The 22,838-nt window shown below is 53.0% G+C and carries 27 protein-coding genes; 6 read left to right on the plus strand and 21 right to left on the minus strand.

Annotated features, from left to right (window positions below):
• Positions 1–240: 240 nt before the first annotated feature.
• The gene (locus ACMYSN_RS04190; RefSeq protein ID WP_462497118.1) at positions 241–492 is read right to left on the minus strand and encodes an Ogr/Delta-like zinc finger protein; all 252 of its coding nucleotides are present in this window, start codon (positions 490–492) and stop codon (positions 241–243) included.
• Positions 493–535: 43 nt separating this feature from the next.
• Positions 536–1,675: a phage late control D family protein gene (locus ACMYSN_RS04195; RefSeq protein ID WP_462497119.1), complete on the minus strand. Its 1,140-nt coding sequence runs from the start codon at positions 1,673–1,675 to the stop codon at positions 536–538.
• A gap of 154 nt (positions 1,676–1,829) precedes the next feature.
• Here ACMYSN_RS04195 and ACMYSN_RS04200 point away from each other — a divergent pair, with 154 nt between their 5' ends.
• The 6 genes from ACMYSN_RS04200 to ACMYSN_RS04225 are packed head-to-tail and all read left to right on the plus strand — an operon-like array spanning position 1,830 to position 7,493.
• On the plus strand, positions 1,830–3,002 hold the full coding sequence (locus tag ACMYSN_RS04200; protein ID WP_462497120.1) for a phage tail sheath protein: 1,173 nt from the start codon (positions 1,830–1,832) through the stop codon (positions 3,000–3,002).
• Positions 3,002–3,517 carry a phage major tail tube protein gene (locus ACMYSN_RS04205; RefSeq protein WP_462497121.1) on the plus strand — a complete coding sequence of 172 codons (516 nt, stop codon included), beginning with the start codon at positions 3,002–3,004 and terminating at the stop codon, positions 3,515–3,517. Before ACMYSN_RS04200 ends, ACMYSN_RS04205 begins: the two co-directional genes overlap by 1 nt.
• 44 nt (positions 3,518–3,561) lie before the next feature.
• Positions 3,562–3,879, plus strand: coding sequence for a phage tail assembly protein (locus ACMYSN_RS04210; RefSeq protein WP_433903898.1), 318 nt, complete (start codon positions 3,562–3,564; stop codon positions 3,877–3,879).
• Positions 3,879–4,037 carry a GpE family phage tail protein gene (locus ACMYSN_RS04215; RefSeq protein ID WP_032440702.1) on the plus strand — a complete coding sequence of 53 codons (159 nt, stop codon included), beginning with the start codon at positions 3,879–3,881 and terminating at the stop codon, positions 4,035–4,037. The genes ACMYSN_RS04210 and ACMYSN_RS04215 overlap by 1 nt, the downstream gene beginning before the upstream one ends.
• Positions 4,024–6,999: a phage tail tape measure protein gene (locus ACMYSN_RS04220; RefSeq protein WP_462497122.1), complete on the plus strand. Its 2,976-nt coding sequence runs from the start codon at positions 4,024–4,026 to the stop codon at positions 6,997–6,999. Before ACMYSN_RS04215 ends, ACMYSN_RS04220 begins: the two co-directional genes overlap by 14 nt.
• 14 nt (positions 7,000–7,013) lie before the next feature.
• Positions 7,014–7,493 carry a phage tail protein gene (locus ACMYSN_RS04225; RefSeq protein ID WP_462497123.1) on the plus strand — a complete coding sequence of 160 codons (480 nt, stop codon included), beginning with the start codon at positions 7,014–7,016 and terminating at the stop codon, positions 7,491–7,493.
• Positions 7,494–7,563: 70 nt separating this feature from the next.
• Here the strand turns inward: ACMYSN_RS04225 and ACMYSN_RS04230 are convergent, their stop codons facing one another.
• The 19 genes from ACMYSN_RS04230 to gpM form a co-directional block, all read right to left on the minus strand.
• On the minus strand, positions 7,564–8,544 hold the full coding sequence (locus ACMYSN_RS04230; RefSeq protein ID WP_462497124.1) for an HNH endonuclease: 981 nt from the start codon (positions 8,542–8,544) through the stop codon (positions 7,564–7,566).
• Positions 8,501–9,631 (minus strand): DNA cytosine methyltransferase, encoded by a 1,131-nt coding sequence (locus ACMYSN_RS04235; RefSeq protein ID WP_462497125.1) that lies wholly within the window; start codon positions 9,629–9,631, stop codon positions 8,501–8,503. Before ACMYSN_RS04235 ends, ACMYSN_RS04230 begins: the two co-directional genes overlap by 44 nt.
• Before the next feature lie 106 nt (positions 9,632–9,737).
• A complete protein-coding gene (locus ACMYSN_RS04240; protein WP_462497126.1) occupies positions 9,738–10,109 on the minus strand; it encodes a hypothetical protein in 372 nt (123 codons plus the stop codon).
• Between the two features lie 391 nt (positions 10,110–10,500).
• On the minus strand, positions 10,501–12,042 hold the full coding sequence (locus tag ACMYSN_RS04245; RefSeq protein ID WP_462497127.1) for an AAA family ATPase: 1,542 nt from the start codon (positions 12,040–12,042) through the stop codon (positions 10,501–10,503).
• A 325-nt stretch (positions 12,043–12,367) separates the two neighbouring features.
• Entirely contained in the window at positions 12,368–13,609 is a 1,242-nt protein-coding gene (locus ACMYSN_RS04250) for a phage tail protein (RefSeq protein WP_462497128.1), read from the minus strand.
• A complete protein-coding gene (locus ACMYSN_RS04255; protein WP_174508966.1) occupies positions 13,594–13,821 on the minus strand; it encodes a hypothetical protein in 228 nt (75 codons plus the stop codon). Before ACMYSN_RS04255 ends, ACMYSN_RS04250 begins: the two co-directional genes overlap by 16 nt.
• Positions 13,818–16,847 carry a phage tail protein I gene (locus ACMYSN_RS04260; RefSeq protein WP_462497129.1) on the minus strand — a complete coding sequence of 1,010 codons (3,030 nt, stop codon included), beginning with the start codon at positions 16,845–16,847 and terminating at the stop codon, positions 13,818–13,820. The genes ACMYSN_RS04255 and ACMYSN_RS04260 overlap by 4 nt, the downstream gene beginning before the upstream one ends.
• Positions 16,837–17,760, minus strand: a complete 924-nt coding sequence (locus ACMYSN_RS04265; RefSeq protein WP_462497130.1) for a baseplate assembly protein — start codon at positions 17,758–17,760, stop codon at positions 16,837–16,839. Before ACMYSN_RS04265 ends, ACMYSN_RS04260 begins: the two co-directional genes overlap by 11 nt.
• A gap of 1 nt (position 17,761) precedes the next feature.
• Entirely contained in the window at positions 17,762–18,112 is a 351-nt protein-coding gene (locus ACMYSN_RS04270; RefSeq protein WP_462497131.1) for a GPW/gp25 family protein, read from the minus strand.
• Positions 18,109–18,696 carry a phage baseplate assembly protein V gene (locus ACMYSN_RS04275; RefSeq protein ID WP_462497132.1) on the minus strand — a complete coding sequence of 196 codons (588 nt, stop codon included), beginning with the start codon at positions 18,694–18,696 and terminating at the stop codon, positions 18,109–18,111. Before ACMYSN_RS04275 ends, ACMYSN_RS04270 begins: the two co-directional genes overlap by 4 nt.
• A complete protein-coding gene (locus tag ACMYSN_RS04280; RefSeq protein ID WP_462497133.1) occupies positions 18,693–19,328 on the minus strand; it encodes a phage virion morphogenesis protein in 636 nt (211 codons plus the stop codon). The genes ACMYSN_RS04275 and ACMYSN_RS04280 overlap by 4 nt, the downstream gene beginning before the upstream one ends.
• Positions 19,325–19,792, minus strand: a complete 468-nt coding sequence (locus ACMYSN_RS04285; protein ID WP_462497134.1) for a phage tail protein — start codon at positions 19,790–19,792, stop codon at positions 19,325–19,327. Before ACMYSN_RS04285 ends, ACMYSN_RS04280 begins: the two co-directional genes overlap by 4 nt.
• Complete coding sequence (gene lysC, locus ACMYSN_RS04290) at positions 19,793–19,984, minus strand: Rz1-like lysis system protein LysC (protein ID WP_462497135.1); 192 nt, start codon at positions 19,982–19,984, stop codon at positions 19,793–19,795.
• The gene (locus tag ACMYSN_RS04295; protein ID WP_462497136.1) at positions 19,974–20,318 is read right to left on the minus strand and encodes a DUF2570 family protein; all 345 of its coding nucleotides are present in this window, start codon (positions 20,316–20,318) and stop codon (positions 19,974–19,976) included. The genes lysC and ACMYSN_RS04295 overlap by 11 nt, the downstream gene beginning before the upstream one ends.
• Entirely contained in the window at positions 20,315–20,860 is a 546-nt protein-coding gene (locus ACMYSN_RS04300; RefSeq protein ID WP_462497137.1) for a lysozyme, read from the minus strand. The genes ACMYSN_RS04295 and ACMYSN_RS04300 overlap by 4 nt, the downstream gene beginning before the upstream one ends.
• Complete coding sequence (locus ACMYSN_RS04305) at positions 20,857–21,141, minus strand: phage tail protein (protein ID WP_462497138.1); 285 nt, start codon at positions 21,139–21,141, stop codon at positions 20,857–20,859. Before ACMYSN_RS04305 ends, ACMYSN_RS04300 begins: the two co-directional genes overlap by 4 nt.
• Complete coding sequence (locus tag ACMYSN_RS04310) at positions 21,132–21,332, minus strand: tail protein X (RefSeq protein ID WP_099843245.1); 201 nt, start codon at positions 21,330–21,332, stop codon at positions 21,132–21,134. The genes ACMYSN_RS04305 and ACMYSN_RS04310 overlap by 10 nt, the downstream gene beginning before the upstream one ends.
• On the minus strand, positions 21,332–21,847 hold the full coding sequence (locus ACMYSN_RS04315) for a head completion/stabilization protein (protein WP_099843243.1): 516 nt from the start codon (positions 21,845–21,847) through the stop codon (positions 21,332–21,334). Before ACMYSN_RS04315 ends, ACMYSN_RS04310 begins: the two co-directional genes overlap by 1 nt.
• Positions 21,848–21,951: 104 nt before the next feature.
• Positions 21,952–22,806: a phage terminase small subunit gene (gpM, locus tag ACMYSN_RS04320; RefSeq protein WP_462497139.1), complete on the minus strand. Its 855-nt coding sequence runs from the start codon at positions 22,804–22,806 to the stop codon at positions 21,952–21,954.
• Positions 22,807–22,838: the final 32 nt, after the last annotated feature.

Here is a 22,838-nt window from a genome sequence, read left to right on the forward strand (position 1 = left end):
CCCTGATTCTTCATGGTTTCTCCATTTTACCTACACTTTTGCCCGGTAGAGTAGCCTTGTTCTCGAACTGACCAGAGAACAGATCATTCCATAATCAATGAGTTTTTCCCCGTCGCCCCCGACGGGGCTTTTTTTTGGGCGTTAACAAAGTGAAATAAAAGGATTTATTTCAGTGATTGTCCACACTTCGACCACATTGACCACATTTACAAGAATAGCCCCCTCTTCAGGGGGCTATTTTTATACCGCGAGAGTAAGTTGGCTGTTCCCGTAGTGAGAAGCCGGGAAAGCATCGCCAGGAATGAAGCCTGGTGGCAAGGGTTCTGAACTGGTCGAACGCTTAGTCACTCTGCGCTCTACGGTGTTCAGCGTCGTGAATGACTCGCTGCATTCGAGATTCTGGCATTGATGGTATTGCCGGATGGTGAACTCGCTTAACCGGCGGCTAGTGCGGGTGCGGGCATTGGCGCCGCAGTATGGGCAAACAAACATGATGATCTCCCATAGGGAGTTGAACTCATGCCTATTATGAACGTTACTGTTCAGTTTCTGCAATCCAGTCGCTTATTTTCGCCTCAAGCTCCATTTGTGTCGTAAACCCGTTATCACCGATGTCATGTTCTGCCCTGGCAATAATCCAGTCCTGTGAGTCTATTTCTGCCTTAAAACCCGACACGGTCAGATGCATCCCCGGATATAAATCAGCGCGTCCACGCGCCAGGGTAATTGAAAACTGTGCAGCCCCTTTCTGCAGCTGTATCCACTTCGCTGCCGCTGCGCGCTTAGCGGCTGTTTCGTTCTGGTAGGTTTTACGCAGTACGTACACATTGCCCTCTGCGCCTTCCATATAATCCCCTTCCGGGCGACTGCTTTTCTCCTGCGTTTTTTCCCTGGCGGCGCTGGTTTTGCGTCGGGTCACCTTAACCGGCTTTTTCTTCCCAAAGTTAAGATCCAGCCAGTACGCCCGCACACCAGTGTAAGCATCTCGATCGGCAATGCGGAAACGGTGGCGATCTCCGCTGGCGCGGGTGATGTCAGCAGAGGGCAGCGCTCTGCCAGATGCACTGAAACCACCTCCGGGCAGGATAAACAACAGACAGCCATTTTTCACGGTGGCAATTGCCCCCAGCATGTCGGCCATACGGGTTAAAAAGGACATGTCGCTTTCTTCGGTCTGATCTGCATGGTCGATCTCAATGTCGATCAGGGCCTCGCTGATCATCGGTTTCAGGGTGTAGCGCCGGGCAATGGCCGACACGACACGCTCTACCGTCACGTCATGCCAGGACACTTCACGCCTTACGTTCATCTCTTCGCGAAAATCAGCGCTGTGCGCAGTAATGTCGATAACATCCGGCGGCCCGCTATGTCCCACCTCATCAACGGTGTACAGGCCTTTGTAGATCAACGCCTCTCCCATCCAGCCGATAGATACCGCAAGCTCTGCGCCACGGGGCGGCAGCTCCGTCATCCCGTCAGCGTCATCGATTGACAGCGTTAACTGGTCAGCATCAAAACCGTTGTTATCCGTGATGGTGAGCGCCGTAATGCGCCCGGCCAGCTCGGTGAGCACAACCCCACCCAGCGTGATACTAAAATCAGGCTTTTTTACTGCATCACGTAACGTTTCTGCATACGTCTCCGCCGCTGTTTTTAGTGTGTCTGCAATCGCCATAACACCCCCGTTTTTTGCTGATGATTCCACGCCCGCGCGCGGGGCTGAATCCCTTTTTGTTGTCAGCGAACGGGCAGACCGGTAAGCACGCGACGGCGACGGGCCGAACGTTGAATATTGCCCTGAACTCAAAGAGCAACATGATGGTGAACATATGTCTGAAACTCGTTTTCATGGCGTCCGCTCACGCGAAACTACTGACCTGCAGCGGGCAATCAATGACATTGATTCCAGCGTGATCGGTATTGTCGCGATTGCTGATGACGCCGATCCCGACACTTTCCCACTGAATACACCAGTTTTACTGACGCGGGTGCGAAATGCGTTAGGTAAAGCCGGGCAGACCGGCTCCCTCTACAAAACCCTTAAAGCCATTTCCGATCAGTGCAGCCCGCGCGTCGTGGTAGTCCGGGTGAAAGAGGCTGCCGGTAACGGCGCCGGCCAGTCTCAGGCCATTATTGGCGGGACGGATGGTGACAGCTATACCGGCATGTATGCCCTGCTGACGGCGGAAGCTAAAACCGGCTATCGTCCGCGCATCCTGGCGGTACCGGACTATGACACTGCAGAGGTGACAGCACAGCTTTGCGTGATTGCCCAGAATCTGCGTGCTTTTGTTTATGCCAGTTGTCAGGGATGCAACACCGTGGCAGAAGCTAAAGCCTATCGGACAACTTTTGCTTATCGCGAACTCATGCTGATCTGGCCGGACTGGATCGCCTACAACCCGGTGACCGATGACAATGAAACGTTTCCCGCACCGGCTTATGCCTGTGGGTTACGTGCAGCCATCGATAACAGCCAGGGCTGGCATAAATCACTGTCGAACGTAGTAGTGAATAACGTACTGGGTATTTCGAAGGATGTTTTCTGGGCATTACAGGCAGAAGACAGTGACGCCAACGAGCTGAACAATAATGAGATCACGACGCTTATCAAGCGCGACGGATTCCGTTTCTGGGGTAACCGTACCACCGACACCGAAATCTACACCTTCGAGGTGTTTACCCGTACCGCACAGATCCTGGCGGACAGTATTGCAGAAGCCCAGTTTACCTCTGTTGATGATCCACTGACTCCAGCCAACGTGAAAGACGTAGTAAGTGGCATCCGCGCAGCACTCAACAAAAAAGTCACTGCAGGCCAGCTTATCGGCGCTGACTGCTGGTATGACACGCTGGACAACGGCACCACGGATTTACGTCAGGGTAAGCTGATTGTTCGCTACAGCTATAGCCCGGTCCCGCCGCTCGAAGATCTGACGCTCTACCAGACATTTACCGATGATTTTTACGAACCGGCGTTCGCGTCGCTTGGGGGTGAATAATGGCAGTTCCTCATAAACTGCGGCTTTTTAGCTGCTTCGTTAATGGTGATAACTACCTGGGCAAAGTGACCTCCTTCACCCGGCCCAAACTGTCACGAAAAATCGAGGATTATCAGGGCGGCGGCATGCTGGGTGCGGTCGGGGTTGATCTCGGTTTTGATGCGGGTGCGCTGGACTCCACGATTGTTTTTGGTGGTGTTATCAAGGCTCTGTTTCTTGAATACGGTGCGGAAATTGACGGCACGCGGCTGCGCTTTGCGGGCGAATACTACACGGATGGTGAGAGCCAGCTTGTGGAGGTTGAACTACGCGGGCGGTTTACTGAACTCGACGGCGGAGATTCGAAACAGGGGGAAGATACGGAGGAAAGCTACACGTTTAAATCCACCTATTACAAGTTCTCGATTGATGATCAACCCATCATCGAAATCGACCTGCTGAACTTCATCTACAAAAAGAACGGTCAGAACATGATCCCGGACCGCATCACTTCCGCCCTGGGCATGGGCAATTAATCACCTTTCAGGGGCGGCGATAATGCCGTCCGGAGATATCAGAGATGACAAAAAAAGCGAAAAATATTTTCACGCTGACTCAGCCAGTAGTGCGTAAAGACAGTGAGATTAACCAGGTAGAAATCACCGGTGCGATCAGCCAGGCCGGCTCGTTGCGTGGTCTGAACCTTATCCGGGTTGCCAATATGGATGCAGACTCCATCGCAACGCTGTTAACACGAGTCACCGCCCCTGCGCTGACGCAAAAAGAGATTAACGAGATGCACACCCTGGACTTTATCGGGCTGGCGGAGTTACTGATCCCTTTCTTGAATCCGCCGGAGCCTGGGGCGTCGAACGGGGCGGAGACGGAGAACGCGTAATCACCGTTGCATTTGACCAGATTGACGATCTGGTTGCGGATATTGCCGTTATTTTTAACTGGCCGCCCTCTGAGGTTTTCGGCATGGATCTTGGCGAGGTGATAGCCTGGCGCAAGCGGGCGGCGCTTCGAAGTGGTGCCAGTGATGAAGAATCTTGATATTCGCGTCGCCTTCAGCGCGATCGACAGATTTACCCGCCCCGTTAACGCTGCCCGCCAGAGTGCGGGCGGTCTTTCCAACTCCCTCAGAACAACCCAGTCCACTCTAAAGGGCCTCGATAAAAGCAGCGCCACCTTTCAGCGCATGGCCGCTGCCGTCGGCAAAACCGATCGCTCCATCTCACGTGCGCGCACTCGTTTCGAGGGACTGTCTGAAGCGCAACGCAAAAACGGAACGCTGACGGAAAAACAGCAGGTACTGATGACCCGGCTGGGTGAACGTCTCGAGCGACTGACCGCAAAACGAGTGACGGAAGTCGCCCGTCTTCGAGAGAGCGCATCGGCGTTACGTCAACATGGCGTGATGCTTTCCGGCAGTAGCGCCACTATCGGGAATGCGATACGCCGTACCGATCAGCTCAGTCAGTCGCTTGAACGGGAAAAGCACCAGCTGGCTGCGGTGACCCTGGCCCGCAAACGCTATGAAGGCGCGCAGCAGACCGCCGGTAAGTTGCGATCCGGTGGGGCGATGGCAGTCGCTACGGCTACAGCGGCCGGGTACGGTGCCGGGCGTTTTCTGTCGCCGGCAGTGGGTTTCGATGAGGAAATGTCAAACGTTCAGGCTCTGACGCGGCTTGATAAGGGTGATTCACAGCTGGCCGCCCTGCGCGATCAGGCCAAAAAACTCGGTGCAGAAACCGCCTTCACGACCCGCGATGCAGCCAGCGGCCAGGCCTTCCTGGCAATGGCTGGCTTCCCCCCTGAAGCTATTCGTGACGCCCTGCCAGGCGTGCTTAACATGGCACTGGCGGGCAGCATGGAGCTGGGGGAAACGGCAGATATTGGTTCAAATATTCTCTCTCAGTTCGCCCTCAACGCCGGAGAAATGGACCGTGTCAGCGATGTACTGACAGGCACATTCACCCGAACTAACACCACACTAAGCAGCCTCGGCGAAACCATGAAAGTTGTCGGGCCGGTGGCTGCTGGTCTTGGGATCAGCCTGGAAGAAGCTGCAGCCATGACCGGTACACTGGCTCGAGTGGGCATCCGCGGTAGTGAAGCCGGTACGGCAATGCGTCGTTCACTCTCCCGACTGGCCTCCCCCACAACGGCAGCAAAGAAGGCGCTTAAGGAACTGGGAGTAGCAACAGCCGACGCAAGCGGCAAAATGCGTCGCCCGTTCGATATCCTTCTGGATCTACAAAAACGCGTCTCCCGCTTCGGCGATGTGGATCAAATTTCTTTTTTCAAAGATATCGCCGGAGAGGAAGGCTTTGCCAGCCTTCAGTCACTGGTTAACGGTGCAGGAGATGGTTATCTCCAGTCACTCTATGAGCAAATCGCGGAAGCACATAAGAACCAGGAAGCGCTTGCCGTCGCCAACAAGAAGAAAGACAACCTTGGCGGTGATCTGAAAGAGCTGGACAGCGCCTGGGAGGCGTTTCGCATCGCTGTGGCAGAGACTGTGGACGGTCCATTACGCAGTCTGACACAGGGGCTTAGCCGCGTTATTGGCAATATTAAAAGCTGGGTAGAAGAAAATCCCCGACTCACACGGACATTGTTACTGGCCGGCGGTACCGCGCTGGCGTTGACTGCCGCCATTGGTGGGTTGTCACTGGCTGCAGGCCTGCTTATTGGGCCAATTGCAAAACTCAGGCTGGGCTTTGCGCTGCTGTCGGGTGGGAGTGGCATTGGCGGGGTCGTTTCGGCGTTCCGATTACTGACCACGGTGGGCGGCAGCTCTCTGACAAAGCTCAGTGGCTGGGGTGTTTTTCTCAATGGTCTGGCTGGGCGCGTCAGCATTTTAACAGGAGTGATGGCACCCCTGCGTGGTGCATTGCTGGGTGCGTTTGCCTCTCCGGGTGCTGCAATAGGTTCCCTGCTAAAAGGGATTTCGGGGCTGGCACTGCGACTGACCGGTCTGCCCGCTCTGTTTGGCGTGATTAAAGTGGGGATCACTGCGCTGGGTGGCGGATTGTCATTGTTGCTGAGTCCGATCGGTCTGCTGGGTGCTGCGTTCGTGGCGGCTGGGGTACTGATCTGGAAATACTGGGGACCGATTAAAGCTTTCTTTAGCGGCTTTTTTACCGGTGTGGTCCAGGGACTGGCACCCGTACGAGTTGCATTTTCCCGGCTGTCTCCCGTTTTCGGCGTCATTGGAGACGGTGTCCAAAAGGTCTGGGACTGGTTCAGGAAATTACTGACCCCCGTTGAAGAGAGTCGCGAAACACTCAATAAGTGCGCCAGCGCGGGTGAGACCTTTGGCAAGGTGCTGGGAACAGCTCTTAGCGTGCTGCTGTGGCCGCTTCAGAAATTAATGGAAGGTGTCGGCTGGCTGCTGGAGAAACTCGATCTTATCCCTGATGGCATTGAAAGAGCCAGGCTGGAAGCGGCCAGGATCCGGGCTATCCCGGTCATGTGGGTGTGGGATGAAAAATCCGGACGCATGGTTAAAAAGGAATGGACGTGGTCACCCGAAAAGCCAGTGGGAAAAACTGAGAATCCTGCGCCTAATATTCTGGGAGGTGAATCAGGAACAGAGCGACGTCTGGGCCAGATTGCAGATAACACAAAAGGCCTTCTGGATGAGGAAAAACGCAAGCGCGTCGGACCTGGGGATATCGTATTCAAAAACCTGCCCCCCGCTCTGGCAGTACGAGGTGAGTGGCAGGAATCGCGACTTGTCCAGCAACCTGTTAGTGCTCGCCCGGTTATTGCTGCCGGAGAGCCATTGATTAAGCAGGTCCCCGCCAGGCAGCCAGTCCGCCGAAATGAAATCAGGCGCCCGGCAGCTGCAGTGCCGGCTGATGGTTTTTCCGGTGAGATTCACGTCCATTTGCACGGCATCAAGAATGACAATCCGCGCGAACTGGCTCTACTTGTCGGCGAGGCGGTCCGCACTGAGTTAGATAAACAGCAACGTGCTACCCGGGGTTCATTCCGGGACCATGATTAACAGGAGTTATAGCTATGATGATGGTATTCGGACTTTTTGTTTTTGAACTCAGGACATTGCCCTATCAGCAATTGCAGCTATCCCGCAACTGGCGGCACGTCAAGAATGATCGCGTGGGCCGTAGCGCAAAATGGCAGTACGTTGGCGCCGGTGAGAACCAGCTGACGCTGGGCGGGTTGCTGTATCCCGAAATTACCGGCGGAAATCTGTCGTTAGGCGCTGTCTCCACTATGGCATACACCGGGCTTGCCTGGCCGCTGATCGATGGTGTCGGCTCCATCTACGGGATGTATGTCATTACGGGATTGCAGGAAACGCATCAGGAGTTTGATCGCTATGGTAAAGCGAGAAAAATTGAGTTCACACTCTCGCTGCAGCGGGTCGATGAAGATATCCGGGAGCGGCTGCAAAGTTCCTCTGTTAGTGAACTGATAGCAACCCTTAGAGAGGACACTGAAATTGCTTTAAATACAGCACGCGATACGCTCGTTTAAGGATAGATTTGCAGAGATTCGTTGAACTCACAAAGAAGAAGACAATGTCACTGATACCTATTCATCTGTGTCATAGCTTCAACAGATTTAGTAGATACTCCTGGGAAATATGCCGACGATGGACATCATCATGGCACACATTGCAGAGAGTAATTAAGTTATCCAGGGTATTTTCACCGCCGTCTGCATGATGCTCGATGTGATGTAGTTCGAGGAAAGTTCTTGGGTCATTTGCTGTTTTACGCGCATGGGACCACCCACAGTTTCTGCAGGCATGATGATCACGTTCAAGCACAGCTACACGGACCGGATCAGGGATTTTGCGGTCATGTACCTCAGCCTGTCGATCTTCTTCCAATAAATAGGCACCTACTTCCAGCTCTGGTCTACCTGAGTTTTTGGTCGCAATTGGCCAACCATCTTCAGTACGAAGCTCACGTGTACGCCGGGCCCATTCCTTACTGTCATTGGCCAGATATCGTAGCTCTTCACCCGTAACAGGACGACCGACATTCTTACGCAGATGAGAGAGAATTTTATCTTTTGTGGAGATTTTACTGCGCCTAAGAACATTAGCTTCATTCCAACGCCACGCAGCCTCTTTGTCCTGCTCCGTGGTCATCAGCGCATAAACATCAGTTTTAAGAACGCTCAATGAGTCGGCCTGAAGTTCCTCCAGCGTCACTTCCTGTTGTTCAATCATTTCCCTGAGAGTGGTTCCACTCAGCACGGACCAGCCGAACTGAACACGTAGTTCCCTGATTCTACGGGCATATTCACTGATGCCCGCGACCACCATGAGCTCGTCACCATGGATGACGATGCCGGGATATTTAAGCAAATACGCCATGATCCGATCACGGGCAGAATTACAGTTCTCCTCATTAAGCAGGGAACTGCCTAAATCACGTAATAAATGATTGGCAGGAACAAGCGTCAGTACTTGTTCCCTGAGAGAGTCGTCCGTGAGCTTATGCTCAAAGTCCGTAATTAACTCCAGAAGCTGTTTACGCAGCGTTTCCGGTTCGCTCTTCTTCGATCTTCTCGCCATTTTTAATCAAATATTCCATTAAATTAAGAACATAGGATGCAATTTTTTGTGCAAACAACGGAGGAACTGCGTTACCAATCTGCCTAGCGATTTCAGTTTTTGTCCCTACAAAAGTAAAGTCATCCGGAAAACTCATCAGCCGAGCGGCTTCACGATGAGTTATGGGACGATGCTCTTCCGGATGAAGATAACGTCCCTTCTCGGGCTTAAAGAACTCTGTACGGATAGTAACCGAAGGGCGCTCCCACCATAACCGGCCAAACAGATCTGTCCCACCTGAAGTTTTTTTGATCCAGCATGCTGGTGTGATATCAGGTCTATTCTTTTGCAAATCAAATCTATTACCCCCTACCGGTACCGCGCGATAACGTTCCTGGGAAATGGGGGTCGGGTTCCTGCCAAAGTGCAGATCCAGTGGAGAAGGAACGTCTCTGATATCTGTTCCTACTGGTTCAGGTAAATCACCAATAAAATCTCGGACCGTCAGCCACGCTGGCAACGTTCCTTCCTTGTCCGGGTTCCGGTGCGAAGGCGCAGGCGGGAATGCAGGAATATCATCCAGCAGGAAGCGATCCTTTTTAATACCAATCGCAATGGCTCGTTTCCGAGTCTGAGGGGCTCCATAATCGGCGGTATTTAGGACTGAAGGGTTTAGAAGAAGAAATCCCATACCCTCGGCACGATCGCGAATGTCCTGAAATTCATCACTCGATAAAAGACCAGGTACGTTCTCCATTACGAATACTGATGCCGAAGACCGCTCAATAATATCCATATATGGTTCCCACAGAGCTCGTCGGTGGTCACCTTCTCGATTCTTATTGAGTAAGCTGAATCCCTGGCACGGCGGTCCACCGATGACAAGATCCGCCTCAGGAATGGTGTTTTCAGCAATCCACTCTTCAATGTTTGCTACGACACCATGTTCACCAAAGTTCGCATTGTATGTCCTGATGGCAGCCTTATCATTATCAAGGGCCAAGACGCTTTCGAAATGAGCGCCATTTTCACCTTTCATGAAACCGCACGATAACCCGCCAGCGCCACAAAACAGGTCAATGACCTTTAACTTATTGATTCTACTCATTCAAATTCAATCCCAACTCCGAATTTAATATCATTAGATAAGTGTACCATAAAGATAATCTGTATGTATTTACAGTGTAATATTATCCTGTCTTGTAGCCATTGATTCAAGAATGGGTATAGCCCGTACGTACTACATACTCTGCAAACCAGACGTACCCGTGACCATGTATGCCATCAGGGTCCCAGGCTGCACCCGGTGACCTGTCACCAGAACGGTGCCAGTGCGGCGGCAGGTTATCAGCCTCAATTTTCACGTTGTTGCTGCCGCTAGCCACACAGTGTTGAGAGCCAACCCGTACAACCCTATCGCTTAAATCAACCCATGTCTGCCAAGGGAACTGAGTCGCTGGGCTTTGTTCACCAGAGATGATGATCCCGACGTAAAAAATAGCATCAACAATGGCCTTGCATCCAGCTCTATAGCTGTCCAGCCCAAGCGATTTCAGCGCCTCAGATGGATTGCTCAGATCGAACATTTTTTCTCTTTTTGCAGTGCGTCAGTAATGCGTGAATTATCCCCTGCAGCTAAAGTGCCTCTGTGTGCGATCTGATGACAGCCTTAACGGATGGGATTGAAACCACATTAAAAACAGCTCCGTACATATTTACTAACTTTACATTCCGAATTTAGCCTTACACATCACCAGATATTCCGAAGTATGGATGCATAATACTACTGACATATTGTATGTTAAAAAAATACGTCAACATCTATAGTTCAAAAGTAAAAAATCTCATACTCCACTGTAGATAATAAGTCTTTGAAGCAGAACCATATCAATATTTATAATATATATCCCACACACTTCACTTCAACAAAGACAGCAAGTATGATCCTTGCTGTCTTTACTATTTGACTGCATTTAATCAAATCAAACCTTCATTTCGTGCCATCAACTCGATTTCAGTGCGTACGGGTCTTACAAATTCGAGCCATTCCGGTGTTGTAGCAAATAATTCTATAACGTCTTTAATAATCACTTCCGTTGATTCAGGGTAGTGTGGCTGAATAGCGTTAACATAATCATGCGAATTTAACACAGCTTGTACACGATCAAGAGAATTGTAAATATCTAATTGAATCCCGTTTAATTCCGCAGGATTCAATCGCAAAATGCAATTTCGTACAAATTGCTCAGGTTTTTCACCTGCTGGAAGTTCATATTGCTGTATTCTTGAAAATAAATCACCCCGCCACTCGCGAGATCTTGCGTCTGTACCGTTTATAACTTTGGCAATTTGGTCCTGTTTCTCTAATGAAGTGCTGTACACATCCCCATCTATTATGGATAATATCATGTCTTTATCTTTCCCAGTCATGATAAGCCCAGCAGTCAAGCTGAACGCATTTTGCGCAGTTCCAAACTCACTAATATCGACATATCTCACAACACCTAGCTGCTGACATATTTTTTTTATTATCCTGGCAGAGAAATCATCCTCAACAAATAGAGACAACGGCCTTTCGAGGATACCAGTGAGGGCTAGCATTGCATCATGCGTAATCTGCTGCATACATAAAGTTTGCGCACCTGTCTTATATATATAGCGTATATTTATTCTATCCGATTTTTTTAACACACCCTCTCTGTGAGTAGTGAATATTACTTGCAAGTTTCGCGATCTAGAAATATCAACCACTACCTGTAATAGCCGCTGAAACGCATCCTCATGCAATAATAAATCTAGCTCATCAATAAGTATTAGGGAATATTCTGGCGCCTCATATAAAACCTTAAGCATTTTAATTATTCGTTGTTCACCAGCTCCCATGCTTACTTGTGAATATGTAACACCATTGATACCTAATCCATATACAACTTCATTCCATTTTTGAATAGTGTGCTTGTATATTTCAGTATAAGCTCGATTGAAAACAAACCCTGTTTTATTTCTAATATTGATGCTATCGGCATCTGTCAATAAGGTTGTAACATACTTCACCTGTTGTGAACCTGTCCGACTTTTATTTTTAATATAATTGATATATTCAAGAGTAGGGGTGGATGTATAGATACCTATAAAGAAAACACTGCGATAAGGTTTAGATTCTTGTCGAGGAGACCAGCGAGTACTTCTTTTTTCACTCACTGCATCGGTTACAACCACCTCAGCATCAAGATTATTTCTTTCTACATAAGAGTAAGTCAGGTAGAACCTTGTACCTGACCATAAAGCATGGGGATTAGGTTTGAAATACTCGCTCATCTTATGTGTTTCTGATAAATCGTTACGATCAGGTCGAAAACTTGACGCTAAAGCATGAAGTAAACTTGATTTGCCGACACAATTGGCACCGAGAATTGCAGTCACTTGATGAGGAGTAAAAGTAAGACTATCTAAATTATCAATGTTTTTAAGCTTATCGATTTTTATCGATACTAATTTCTGCCTTGTATGCCTACCCATTCCAACTCCTTAAATCATAGGTATAGAATTCGTTTCGTACACCCATCGCACTTTGATGATTAAAACACTTCCAATCATACTCCCCGGTTATTAGTTTGGGAATTGCGATTTTATGATTGACATATCATTTAGTAATCTCGTCCAGTTTAACACTCACCTTGATTAACCAGTGAGAATTCAATTATTCGATGCAACTACTGCAAGTATTGCCCTACTTAAAATTAAAATTTTACCTAAGAAATGTGACTACATCAGTTGACTTTTTTTAGTTTTCAATCCATCGAACTTTCATTCCAAAAAATTAATATATACAATAATGTGTTACCTATGCTGTGCGTTTCCACATAACCAGTGAGACATACTCGTTGGTCACATCTATCGCTTTGTTGCTGGATTCCTTCAGGCCTGCTGCATCAGTGTATGTTCCCTCAGTCAGCGCAAGCGGACCGTTTTTCTGGTTATCCGTGCCATGTGTAGCATCTGGGTCCCAGGCCGCACCCGGTGACCTGTCACCAGAGCGGTGCCAGTGCGGTGGCAGGTTATCAGCCTCAATTTTCACCTTGTTGCTGCCGCCGGTCACGCCGTATTGAGAGCCTATCCGCACAACCCTGTCAGCAAAGGTTTCGCTTAAATCAGCCCATGTCTGCCAGGGGAAGCGAGTCGCCGGGCTTTTCTCACCAGAGATGACGATCCCAACGTAAAAAATGGCGTCAACAATGGCCTTGTATCCGGCGCCCTCGCTGTCCAACCCCAGCGACTTTAGCGCCTCTGATGGATTGCTCAGATCGGACAGGTTTTGCTCTTTTTGCAGTGCGCCAGTAATGCGTGAATCATCCCCCGCCGCTACCGTTCCTGCAGCGGTTCCAACATCCCGCGTGGCTGAATCCCCCAGTCCCAGATTATCCCTGGCCTCTTCTTTGTCCGTTAAATCAGAAAGGTTGTCATCTTTCTGCAGTGCGCCAGTCATGCGGGAATCATCCCCTGCCGCTACCGTTCCCGCCGTGGTACCGACGTCCCGCGTGGCTGAATCGCCCAGTTCAAGATTATCCCGCGCCTTTTCTGCATCTGACAGATCCGACAGATTCAGCGACCGGCGAAGATAACGTTTATCGCCTGACTCCTGGGTTATGGTGGCAAGCGTCGGATCGATAACGAGCTGCACGCTGGCGGTGTGTGTGAGAGTCAGCACCAGAGTCAGGATGATCTCTTTGATGATAGAATCAGATTGCGCCGGCAGGTAGGTCGCCGGGTATGCGCCGTAAGCGATGAGCGTCCCCTTAGCACTGACCAGCCCCACCTCTTTGAGAGTTTTATCAGGATAATCCCGACAGTTGATGACGATCTGACCGCTGATAAACCCCTCATAGCTGGAATCAGAGTCAAAACTTTCACGGCCAAACTGACCAAAAAGGGCCGTTACTGCCGCCAGGTCATCGGGATCGGTTGGCAAAATCGCCCCTCCGCCATCCCCAATCAAGACGGACGTAATGTGAACGACTTCGCCGGCCTGATACGCGGCCTCAATTTCGGCGGCGCCTGCCGTTGTGAGTGTCAGTCCTGTTGCCATAACGTATCCTCAGTTTGCTGTTCTGGTTCAATGCCATACACACTGGCAAGGCAATCGTAAAAATCCTCGCTGATGTTTTTGCCATCAGCATCAATATCGCCGTCATTCACATGAATCACCCCCGCCGCCTGCAACATCTGCAGATACTCAAGGAAAAATTCATCGGTCTGGCAAAATCCGATCAGTGTTTTGATTTGATTGAATGTTTTCATAATTGGCTCGCTATCCAGTTACCCGGTAATGCGTCGTAATCATCCAGGCTGGCGCAGTTGGAAAACGTGTAATAGTGCGCGGTAACATTCGGCACTTTGCCCATAAATACCAGCCCCTTACCAGTGATCTCGGCACATCCACGGAATGTGGCGGTGGTGGTGACAATGTCCGGGTAGCTGCTGAGATCAAAGATTGCGTTAATGTCTGTACGCAGCAGAGCACAACCGTCGAACAGGTAACCAACTGTCGTGGCCGGCGTGCTATTCAGCAGGCCAGCACCGACCTCTGTCAGTGCAACACAGCCGGCGAACGTATTGGCCATGGTGGTCGCTTTGATACTGGTGGCGAACAGACCGGCAGGCACTGAACGGAGATTTTTACATCCACTAAAGGTCTGCACATAGGCGGTGACGTTGGGGTTGCCGCTGAACAGGCTTTCGGGTATTTCCACCACGCCGGTATTCTGGAACGTTGCATTAAACGCGGTGATCAGAGGGCATGATGTGAATAATGCTGCCGGAATGCCTGCGAGTGAGGTGCAGCCGTAGAACGTTGAATCGACACTGGTCACCAGCGTGTTATGCCTCAACAGGTCAGCGGGTAATGCTGACAGTGCAGTACAGCCCGAAAACGTCATGGTTAATGAGGTGATATTGACGCAACCCGCAAACAGACCGGATGGCACCGCTACCAGCGCGGTACAGTCCAGAAAAATCGTACCCAGCGCCTTCAGAGAGAGCATGTCGCTGAACAGTGTTTCAGGTACCGTGGCAAGCTGGCTGCATTTATTAAACAGGTGGGTCAGACTGGTGACCTTAATGCACCCGGCAAAGATATCACCGGCCAGCGACACCAGCGACGTACAGCCCATGAACATGTACTGTATGTTGGTCAGAGCGCTACAATCGCGGAACGCCCCGGCCCCAATACTCGCCAGTGAGGTGCACTGAGCAAATGCCTCGTAGAACGTCGTGACTAACGACATACCCGCAAAGGCCTCAGCTCTGATAACTGTCAGGCTTCTGCAACTGTAGAACGCATCACTAAAGGTTGTTGCCTTGCGACAGTCAGCAAACGACGGGAGGCCGGTTAATGCCTGGCAACCAGAGAAGACACTGGAAAATGAGGTCGCACTGATACAACCCCGGAAAATGTCGTCCCCTACTGACTCCATGATGCGACAGTTATAAAACGCGGATGAAAATGTCTGTGCCCCGATACAGCCCGAGAAAACAGCACTGCCAACGGTGACCAGTGAAGAGCAGCCATAGAAAACCGTGCCAAAGTACGTGACTAATGGCAAATCTTTAAAGAACTCATCAGGCACTGAGGCCAGTTGTGAACATCCGCTGAATGCCCCGCCAAAGTGAGTTGCCTCCAGACAGTTGCGGAACAAGCGTGAGGGTAACGCCTCCAGAGCGATACAGTTCTGGAAAATTGCGGTGAACAGCCCGCCCGGTACATCGCTGAATAAATCACCTGACAGGGTTTTAAGCGCACGGCACCCGTTAAATGCGGAGCCAAAGTGATACCCGCTACTGCACCCGGCAAAAACACCGGTCCCCGAATCAGTCAGAGATATGCACCTCGAAAACGCGCTGAGGAATTGTGTTGCGGAAGCGCAGCCCCGGAAGGTGTTGTTGCCTGTACTGCGCAACAGCGTGCAGTTTCCAAAGACCGATTCAAACGAGATAACATGAGATAACCCGCTGAACAGCCCGTCAGGAATAACGGTCAATGCGGTGCAGCCGTAGAATGCCATAGTGAAGTCTGTGGCACCCTGCAGGCCAGAGAAAAGGCCCTCCGGCAATTCAACCAGTGAGGTGCAATTCCTGAAAATGAAACGGCACTGCTGGATATTGGGCAGATCGGCAAAGGCCCCTTTGTGAACCATGGTCAAACTGGTTGCACCTTCCGCGAAATAATCCAGGCCGTCCCTCTCTCCTGTCACGCAGATAATCTCCCGCACGGGGTTTAATGCCATGCCGATGGCACCCTCCACGCGCTGGAGAGTGGCGCTCTCCGTATTCTTAACCGTTATCGTATATTCCCGGCCCACTTCCAGTGGGCGAGTGGTGGCAACCCATCCCCAGACCGCGCCGGGGTTAACAAACTGGTAATCCCGGCTGTCGATGCCATCGCCGTAATCAATCGTAAAATCCTCATCCAGACGCACATAAAAAAGCGGACTGGCGAGGTTATCAATACGCGACACAAACTTAAGCACCGCAACCACTTTCACCGTAATGGCCGCACTGACGCCGTTGGCGGTTGTCACTGTGACGGAGCAGCTTCCCCGCTTCACGCCAGTGACCACAATGGCGCCGTTACCGATCCGGGCAGTCGCTATGGTGCTGTCAGACGCGGTCACCGTAAATGTCTTGTCTTCTGCATATTCTGGCAGAATGGTCACCGTGACGGTTTCAGCATCGCCGGGGGCCAGGTTCAGGGTGTAGCGGGATAAAGCCACCTGCAGCGGGACAAAGTGCGGCATGATTTTCTCCGTGGCGTACATGTACCCGGCGGCATATGAGGCGCCCTGAAGCCGGCCAAATACGTGAACAGAAAACCAGCTGCGCAGGTTTCTGGCACGCAGCACTGCGATTTTCAGATCCTGCTGGTCGTATTCCGTCACCGGCAAATCATTCTGATGTACGTTCAGGCGGAAGGTGTACGGATCCCCCTTCGGATTCTGGTTGAACCATTCGACAATGTCCGTACCGAAAGGGCTGTCCACCAGGGCATGGCGGACGGAGGCAACCGTACCGCGATGGCGGTGAATGTAGTGCGCACGCTTTATCGCATCGCGTTTCTTTTGCTCTGACCAGTTGATATTCCAGGTATCAACCTGATATTCCCATGCCAGCCAGGGCAGAAGCGCCAGCGGGCAACTGTCAGGATCTTTAACCCAGCGGATCAGATGCACAGGCAGGCTTACCAGTGCGGCAGCGCTGGCCCTGTCAATGGCACGCTCTACGGCGGTGGCGTTGGGTGGCAGGATACTGACGGGATAATTAGCGGTCATAATCCATCACCACGAGATTAATGTTAACGGAAGTGCAGTACGGCGCCTCCCCCATGCCCGCCACGACGTCGGCGGCAGGTGAATGCAAATCGACGGTAACAACCCCGTCCTGATGCAGAGCGCCATCAATGCCGGACCGCGCGGCGGTGGCATTTATGAGGTGCGCTGAAATGGTGTAATCGTTCAGTGCGGCAGTGGCTTTTTCCAGCACCATTTCAGTGTCCACCCCGTACGGGACGTAAATGTCGGCGACCACCGTATAGTTCACAATCACAGCAGAGCGGACATAATCGGCGACATAATCTGTAATCGGGCGCACGTCCTCCGGGTTCACGGCGTCGAGAACCTTATCCAGCAGTGTCTGGGGTGCCGTGCCGTCCCCGATACGCGACAACACGTAGAGAAACACCCGCCCTTCCTGATCGTGTGTTTCCGGGCCATAGGCGCGTACATCAAGTACATCCGCGTCGGCTCCCCGCGCAAAATAGTGATAGGCATTCCGGGCGCCCGCCGTACTCAGGCGTGCCCATGAGAGCAATGTCCGCGCGCGCAGTGCTTCGTCGCTTTCGTATACGGCGTCCGTCTCGTCAGTGGCTTCAGCAATCAGCAGGCGTTCCGTGTCAAAATTACCCGCGACCTGATCGAGATCCGCTTTCAGTGCGCTGGACAGTAGTACGGCGCGAACGGCTTCATTGATACGTTGCAACAGGTGGATCTCGCGATAGGTGAACGCCTGCGCCAGTGCGGCCATCGGTTCAGACTCCAGCTGCAGCGCAGCAGATACCGATGCCTGTTGCTGTGCAGGCATTGCCGCGACAATGAGCGCCTGAACATCGGCCAGCACGGTTTCATAATCCGGCACCTCGACAATGTCAGGCTGTGGGATCTGGGATAAATCGACGGACGTCTGCACGCTAACTCCTTAACCTGATGGTGTTGCCGGTTTCGGTCATGGTTTCGGTGATCGTGCCGGCCAGTTCAGCGGTGACGGCGCCTGTTTCCGAAAACACCATATTGACCGTGGTCAGACTGATCCGCGGCTCCCACTGCGCCAGTGCAATGGCAGTGGCGCCCATCAGCTGCATACGGGTGACGGTGTTCTGCGGCGCATCGAGTAAGTCAGGCACCGCACTACCGAAATCCCGACGCATCACGCGGGAGCCTGTTGGCGTGGTCAGGATTTTCGTCACGGACTGCCAGAGCTGATCATGGTCGGTCAACGTGCCGGTGCCTTCCGGGTTCATCCCCGTGTAACTGGCTGTCATCGCGTTCCCTCCGTCCAGCTTCCGCCTGTCTGCACCTTGCCATGTCCATGGTCGTCGACCTGAACACCATTGGACGTCAACGCGCCTTTGCTGTGGGTCACATCACCGGCCATCGTCCCGCCATGGGTCAGCTCGAAGGTCCGTGTTTTGAGGTGACGGGTACACTCCACCTCCGGCGTGTCCAGCGTGACGCGGGTTTCTGCCTGGATAAACGCGGTTTTAATGCCAGTCACGGTGAGCGCTCCGATGTCGTCGGCGGCGTTGTAATGCAGGCACGCACCATCCGGCGCGGTAATGCTGATTTCCAGCAGGCTACTGCCCGCAGCCGGGTTGTCCTCGCTGTACGCAGATCCGAGAACAAACGCACTCTCCGGGTTACCGCCAGGGCAACCGATCCACACCTGCTCTCCGATCGAGGGCGGGAGCCAGATGCTGAAGGCCCCGGCTCGGGTGACGTTCCAGCGGATCCAGGTGGTCAGCAGCCTGCCGGAGCGAACGCGCACGGCTTTAGCATCCGCACTGATTTGCTCAACCACCCCCAGACGCAGAATGTTTTCCAGCAGGCGATATAAATCGGTATTCATGACGCACCGCCTAGGCTGCCGATCACGGCGTTTTCCGTTGCGATCATATCGGCTGGCGTCATGCCCAGCAGCTCACGTGCGGGGTACTGCGCGTAAGCGCCAGGACCAACTTCATCTTTGAGGCCGTACTGATGAATACGGGCAATACGCGCGGCGATGCCGTCAAATCCCACCGTAACGCCGTCCGCGTCCGGTCTGACTTTCATAAAGCGCAGGGCGCGCAGGCGGGTAAACATCGGCGTTTTTTTGGTTGCTGTCTGCGTCGTTGTCTGGGTTTTAATTTCCAGATAGCGCTCAATATCAGCCCGGTAAAATGTGCGAATATCGCGGCGCTTCTCATCAAAACCGGTGATCGTCCGGCCATATTTACCGCGTCCGCTACGCCAGTTTTTCAGTGCCCGGACCTCGTTATTCCAGAAGAACTTAATCCCCTGCTGAGTGCGATAAACTTTTCGGCGACGTGCGGCATAGCCGCTGCCGTCCGGGTTTTTCTGTGACGCGATGCGGCGCTGCTGACTGCGGCGCACTGCCAGGCCAATTTTGTGCGCGGTACGGGTACGCTCCGCCGGGCTGACGCCGTCGAGGATCTCCTGAAAAACCCGATCCAGTTCGCTGAACATACGATCGCTCACGTCCCGGCCTCCTGTAACATGCCTTCAAACACCAGGCCCCAGCTGGCAACATGAGGGGTCAGCACACGAGGGCGCGGCTCCGGCAAATGCTCCGCATGCGGCGCACCGTTGTCATCCAGCTGCACCAGTACCCGCTGGCGAACCGGCAGCTCAAACATCAGATCGGCGGTATCGTCGCTGTTGATCAGCGTGGTGAATTTTATCTGCTGGTTTTTATCCGGGTTCAGCAACAGATCGGGCTGGTTGAACCACAGCCAGGCCATCAGCGGTAAGGTGAAATCATCAATGTTCCCGGTGTAGTTCATCACGAACAACACCAGGGAATAGCGATACATGAAAGACGGCGTTTCGCCTGTCGTTTCAATGCTGCCCTCTTCCACAAATACCGTCCAGGCTTCCGGGTTCGCCCGGCACCAGGTGTTTGCCTTCTCAATTGCGGCGCGCAGTGTGTTTATCTTCAGCATTTATGGCTCCTTACGGGGGATCTGGCGCAGCGTGTCCCACTGGCGGATCGCGGCTTTATCGGCATTGCAGGAATCAAGCGCATCAAGCAGCCGATCGCTGAATATTGCTACCGCGCCCCATGTCACCGGCTCATCCAGCGCCGGGGTCGGCGTCTCGTCGGTCAGGCTCTCCGGTACGGGTTCACGGAGCAACTGTATGACCGGTACGGGTGGCGCGGTTTTGCAGGCTGTGGCTGACAGCGTCAGGCACAGGAGAAACAGCGCATGTATCACCGCTGATCGCTGTTCGCATCTCTTCACGTCGGCGCTCTCCTTCGTCGTTACGCTGCTGATCGCGGGCTTTTAGTTCCGCCAGTAATTTATGGGTCTGTAAGGTGGTCGCCTTCACTTCCTCAATAACCTGGCCGTACCCGGTTGCTGTTTCGGTCAGCAGTTTGTTGCGGGTGCGGACCTCGCTCAGGCTGTCGGTCTGCCACCAGACGATGACAAGAAGAACAAGCACGACAACGGCATAAGCGGCCTTCATGGCAAGGCACCCGCACCCAGCAGGCACCAGGCTGTAAAATCAGTACGTCGGTTAACCAGGCCTGGGGAGCGTTTACCCCCGACATTGACGAAATCATTCAGCCTGCCGCACATCAGCGGCCACTGTCTGGCCTGCGCGTGCTTCCAGATTGTCGTTCTCTGTTTGCGACCGTTTTTATCGGTAAACCACATCAGCCCGGAACACCCCAGATTGAGCGCGGCATCCGTCATGGCTTCAAAGGTGAACTGCGGCATATCGGCACCATGAAAATTGTTATTGATGCAGTTTTCTGCCCGCTGCAGATCGTTTATCCAGCGTCGGGCAATCTCCTGGCTGGTGTACTCGCGATTTTCCACGCCGCCGGTGGAGCCAATGCCAATAGTCAGCACCCCTGCCGTACAGTAGTAAGGCGTGCTGCGGCAGTCCTCCCAGGCAGCGATTTTCTGCTGACCTTCCGGCGACGTTCTGACGCTGCCGGGCGCCAGCGAAACGCTCAGCGCCACAATCACCGCAATCGAACATTTTTTGATGATGCTCTTCATGCAGAGCGATCCTCCCGAAGCTGCTCCAGCTTCTGCCGCTCGGCCTCCAGAAGATCCCGCCTCTCCGCCAGGCGTAATATCTGCTCAATCAGATCATTACGGCGACGACTGGCCTGCTCAATACGGTGGCGGTGAATCGCCAGCCGGGCGGCAGAAACCAGCCCCAGAAGAAGGCCAGCCAGTGCCAGCTTTTCGCTGACGGTCATCACACCCACGCCGGTCACCACACCTGATGCCAGAAAGGTGATGTATTCGTTAATGCGATCCAGAGTCATTCCCATAACTGGACGGTTGCCCGTTCCACCTCACTGGTTACATCGGGCATGTCGATCTCCTGCCCGGCGTTCAGGAATATCTGGTTGCTCAGTCCCGGATTGGCTTCAAGCACTTTCTCCGTGACACCGGCTGTTTTGCCGTAATGCCGCCAGCAGAGCTGATCAACCGTGTCGTTTTGTAGCGCCCGGACTTTCATCAGAACAACTCCGCATAAATACGGGCTTCTTCCCGAATGTCAGCGATGCTCCAGCGCCCGTCTCGCCAGAGATCATCTATCTGCCGGTCCAGGGCTTCTGCATCCTTGTCACCCTTTGGCGTGGTGCTAACGTCCCTGTATCCCTCCAGCACGCTGGCGCGCGTAAAGGAGTAAACGGCCCGCCGGAAGCGGTAAACTTTTGCGCTTTCACCGTTAATCAGCTCGACGGGGTCACCGGCAGATGTGAGCAGGACAGAGGCCAGTGATTCAGCACCTTCCGCCTCCCGTTGCCTACGCCAGTCTTTCAGCTGATCCGCAACATGCAGCGCGGCCTCAGTTGCCATGTGCATCAGTCGTGAGGTGGTAATATCCCCGGCGATGCGGGCAGCCAGGCGCAGATCGTGGAGTTTCACCGTCGGCCAGAAAGTACTGACGGTGATCTGCGCGCCGCCGTCATCCACGTCCGTCACATCACTGTCGGCGGGTCTGACGGGACGCTGTGCGATAAAGCTCATCGACGTTTCTCCGGTAGATCAGGCGGTGGGCGTCCGGTAAAAAGACCGCATAACGGGCAGATCGCCGGGCGCGCCGCCTGTGGCGCGGGGCCAGTTCGTTACATTCAGACGTTTTCTCTGGCGGCGGCTTTCGTGGTCTTCTTTGCCGCCGTTGTGCGGGTGGCTTTTCTGGTGCCGGTCGCCGCTTTCGTCTGCCTGCGTGTTCGTGTTGTTTTTTCTGCAGCGGGTGGTTCAGCTGCCGGCGCCTCAACTGCAGCGGCCTCGCTGAATACAGCGCTGGTCTGCGGTACCTTTTTCAGGGCGATGACCAGGGAGGCGATCTCCCGCTTAACGCCTGCACCAGGGTTCAGGCTCATGGCTTCACGGAAGAGTTTTAACGCCTCGCCTTTCGTCTCTGCGTCTTCGGTAGCGCGTCGGCAAAATGCCTGAACCTTACACAGCTTCGCGCGGACCTCATCGGGCATATCGCTGGCACCCACGATCCCGGCCAACTCATCAAGCATGGTGATATACCCGGACAGATCAGCTTCGGCGTCCGTCGTAGCGAGGTTCAGAATGGGATTACAGATTTCTTCTGCCAGCACCGTGGCGGCCGATCGGCGGTAGTTGTCCTCCGGCATGCTCAGGCCATGCTTAACGACATAACGCCCGATACGCAGTGCCAGCGCATAATCAAAGCAGTCCGCGGCCCACACCATCAGCGTGGAGATAACCGGATCCACGCGTCCACTGTCACCTTCGATTGTTCCGTCAATCCACCCCTGAAATTCCGGGAGAATGCTGGCTTTAACAGCAGCTTTCGCCTGTCTGGACTGAATCTGACTCAGCGAGGATTTATGCATGCGCAGGCGAAAGAGGATCTGCTCATGCGCGGTGCGCGTCTCTGCATCCCGCTGATCGCTGCCGCCCCGTCGTTCTGCCATCACCTTCTGGAAGTGTTTTTGTGCCGGTGTAAGCATTCGTTAGCTCCTGGCGGGCGCGTTGCCCGCCT

The sequence above is a fragment of the Klebsiella sp. R445 genome (genome assembly GCF_051131755.1).
GTDB classification, from domain to species: domain Bacteria; phylum Pseudomonadota; class Gammaproteobacteria; order Enterobacterales; family Enterobacteriaceae; genus Klebsiella; species Klebsiella lignicola.

Excerpts from the sequence above, each read along its gene's own strand:
- ACMYSN_RS04190 (WP_462497118.1), bottom strand. The coding sequence starts at position 492 with ATGTTTGTTTGCCCATACTGCGGCGCCAATGCCCGCACCCGCACTAGC.
- ACMYSN_RS04195 (WP_462497119.1), bottom strand. The coding sequence starts at position 1,675 with ATGGCGATTGCAGACACACTAAAAACAGCGGCGGAGACGTATGCAGAA.
- ACMYSN_RS04200 (WP_462497120.1), top strand. The coding sequence starts at position 1,830 with ATGTCTGAAACTCGTTTTCATGGCGTCCGCTCACGCGAAACTACTGAC.
- ACMYSN_RS04205 (WP_462497121.1), top strand. The coding sequence starts at position 3,002 with ATGGCAGTTCCTCATAAACTGCGGCTTTTTAGCTGCTTCGTTAATGGT.
- ACMYSN_RS04210 (WP_433903898.1), top strand. The coding sequence starts at position 3,562 with ATGACAAAAAAAGCGAAAAATATTTTCACGCTGACTCAGCCAGTAGTG.
- ACMYSN_RS04220 (WP_462497122.1), top strand. The coding sequence starts at position 4,024 with ATGAAGAATCTTGATATTCGCGTCGCCTTCAGCGCGATCGACAGATTT.
- ACMYSN_RS04225 (WP_462497123.1), top strand. The coding sequence starts at position 7,014 with ATGATGATGGTATTCGGACTTTTTGTTTTTGAACTCAGGACATTGCCC.
- ACMYSN_RS04230 (WP_462497124.1), bottom strand. The coding sequence starts at position 8,544 with ATGGCGAGAAGATCGAAGAAGAGCGAACCGGAAACGCTGCGTAAACAG.
- ACMYSN_RS04235 (WP_462497125.1), bottom strand. The coding sequence starts at position 9,631 with ATGAGTAGAATCAATAAGTTAAAGGTCATTGACCTGTTTTGTGGCGCT.
- ACMYSN_RS04240 (WP_462497126.1), bottom strand. The coding sequence starts at position 10,109 with ATGTTCGATCTGAGCAATCCATCTGAGGCGCTGAAATCGCTTGGGCTG.
- ACMYSN_RS04245 (WP_462497127.1), bottom strand. The coding sequence starts at position 12,042 with ATGGGTAGGCATACAAGGCAGAAATTAGTATCGATAAAAATCGATAAG.
- ACMYSN_RS04250 (WP_462497128.1), bottom strand. The coding sequence starts at position 13,609 with ATGGCAACAGGACTGACACTCACAACGGCAGGCGCCGCCGAAATTGAG.
- ACMYSN_RS04255 (WP_174508966.1), bottom strand. The coding sequence starts at position 13,821 with ATGAAAACATTCAATCAAATCAAAACACTGATCGGATTTTGCCAGACC.
- ACMYSN_RS04260 (WP_462497129.1), bottom strand. The coding sequence starts at position 16,847 with ATGACCGCTAATTATCCCGTCAGTATCCTGCCACCCAACGCCACCGCC.
- ACMYSN_RS04270 (WP_462497131.1), bottom strand. The coding sequence starts at position 18,112 with ATGACAGCCAGTTACACGGGGATGAACCCGGAAGGCACCGGCACGTTG.
- ACMYSN_RS04275 (WP_462497132.1), bottom strand. The coding sequence starts at position 18,696 with ATGAATACCGATTTATATCGCCTGCTGGAAAACATTCTGCGTCTGGGG.
- ACMYSN_RS04285 (WP_462497134.1), bottom strand. The coding sequence starts at position 19,792 with ATGCTGAAGATAAACACACTGCGCGCCGCAATTGAGAAGGCAAACACC.
- ACMYSN_RS04295 (WP_462497136.1), bottom strand. The coding sequence starts at position 20,318 with ATGAAGGCCGCTTATGCCGTTGTCGTGCTTGTTCTTCTTGTCATCGTC.
- ACMYSN_RS04300 (WP_462497137.1), bottom strand. The coding sequence starts at position 20,860 with ATGAAGAGCATCATCAAAAAATGTTCGATTGCGGTGATTGTGGCGCTG.
- ACMYSN_RS04305 (WP_462497138.1), bottom strand. The coding sequence starts at position 21,141 with ATGGGAATGACTCTGGATCGCATTAACGAATACATCACCTTTCTGGCA.
- ACMYSN_RS04310 (WP_099843245.1), bottom strand. The coding sequence starts at position 21,332 with ATGAAAGTCCGGGCGCTACAAAACGACACGGTTGATCAGCTCTGCTGG.
- ACMYSN_RS04315 (WP_099843243.1), bottom strand. The coding sequence starts at position 21,847 with ATGAGCTTTATCGCACAGCGTCCCGTCAGACCCGCCGACAGTGATGTG.
- gpM (WP_462497139.1), bottom strand. The coding sequence starts at position 22,806 with ATGCTTACACCGGCACAAAAACACTTCCAGAAGGTGATGGCAGAACGA.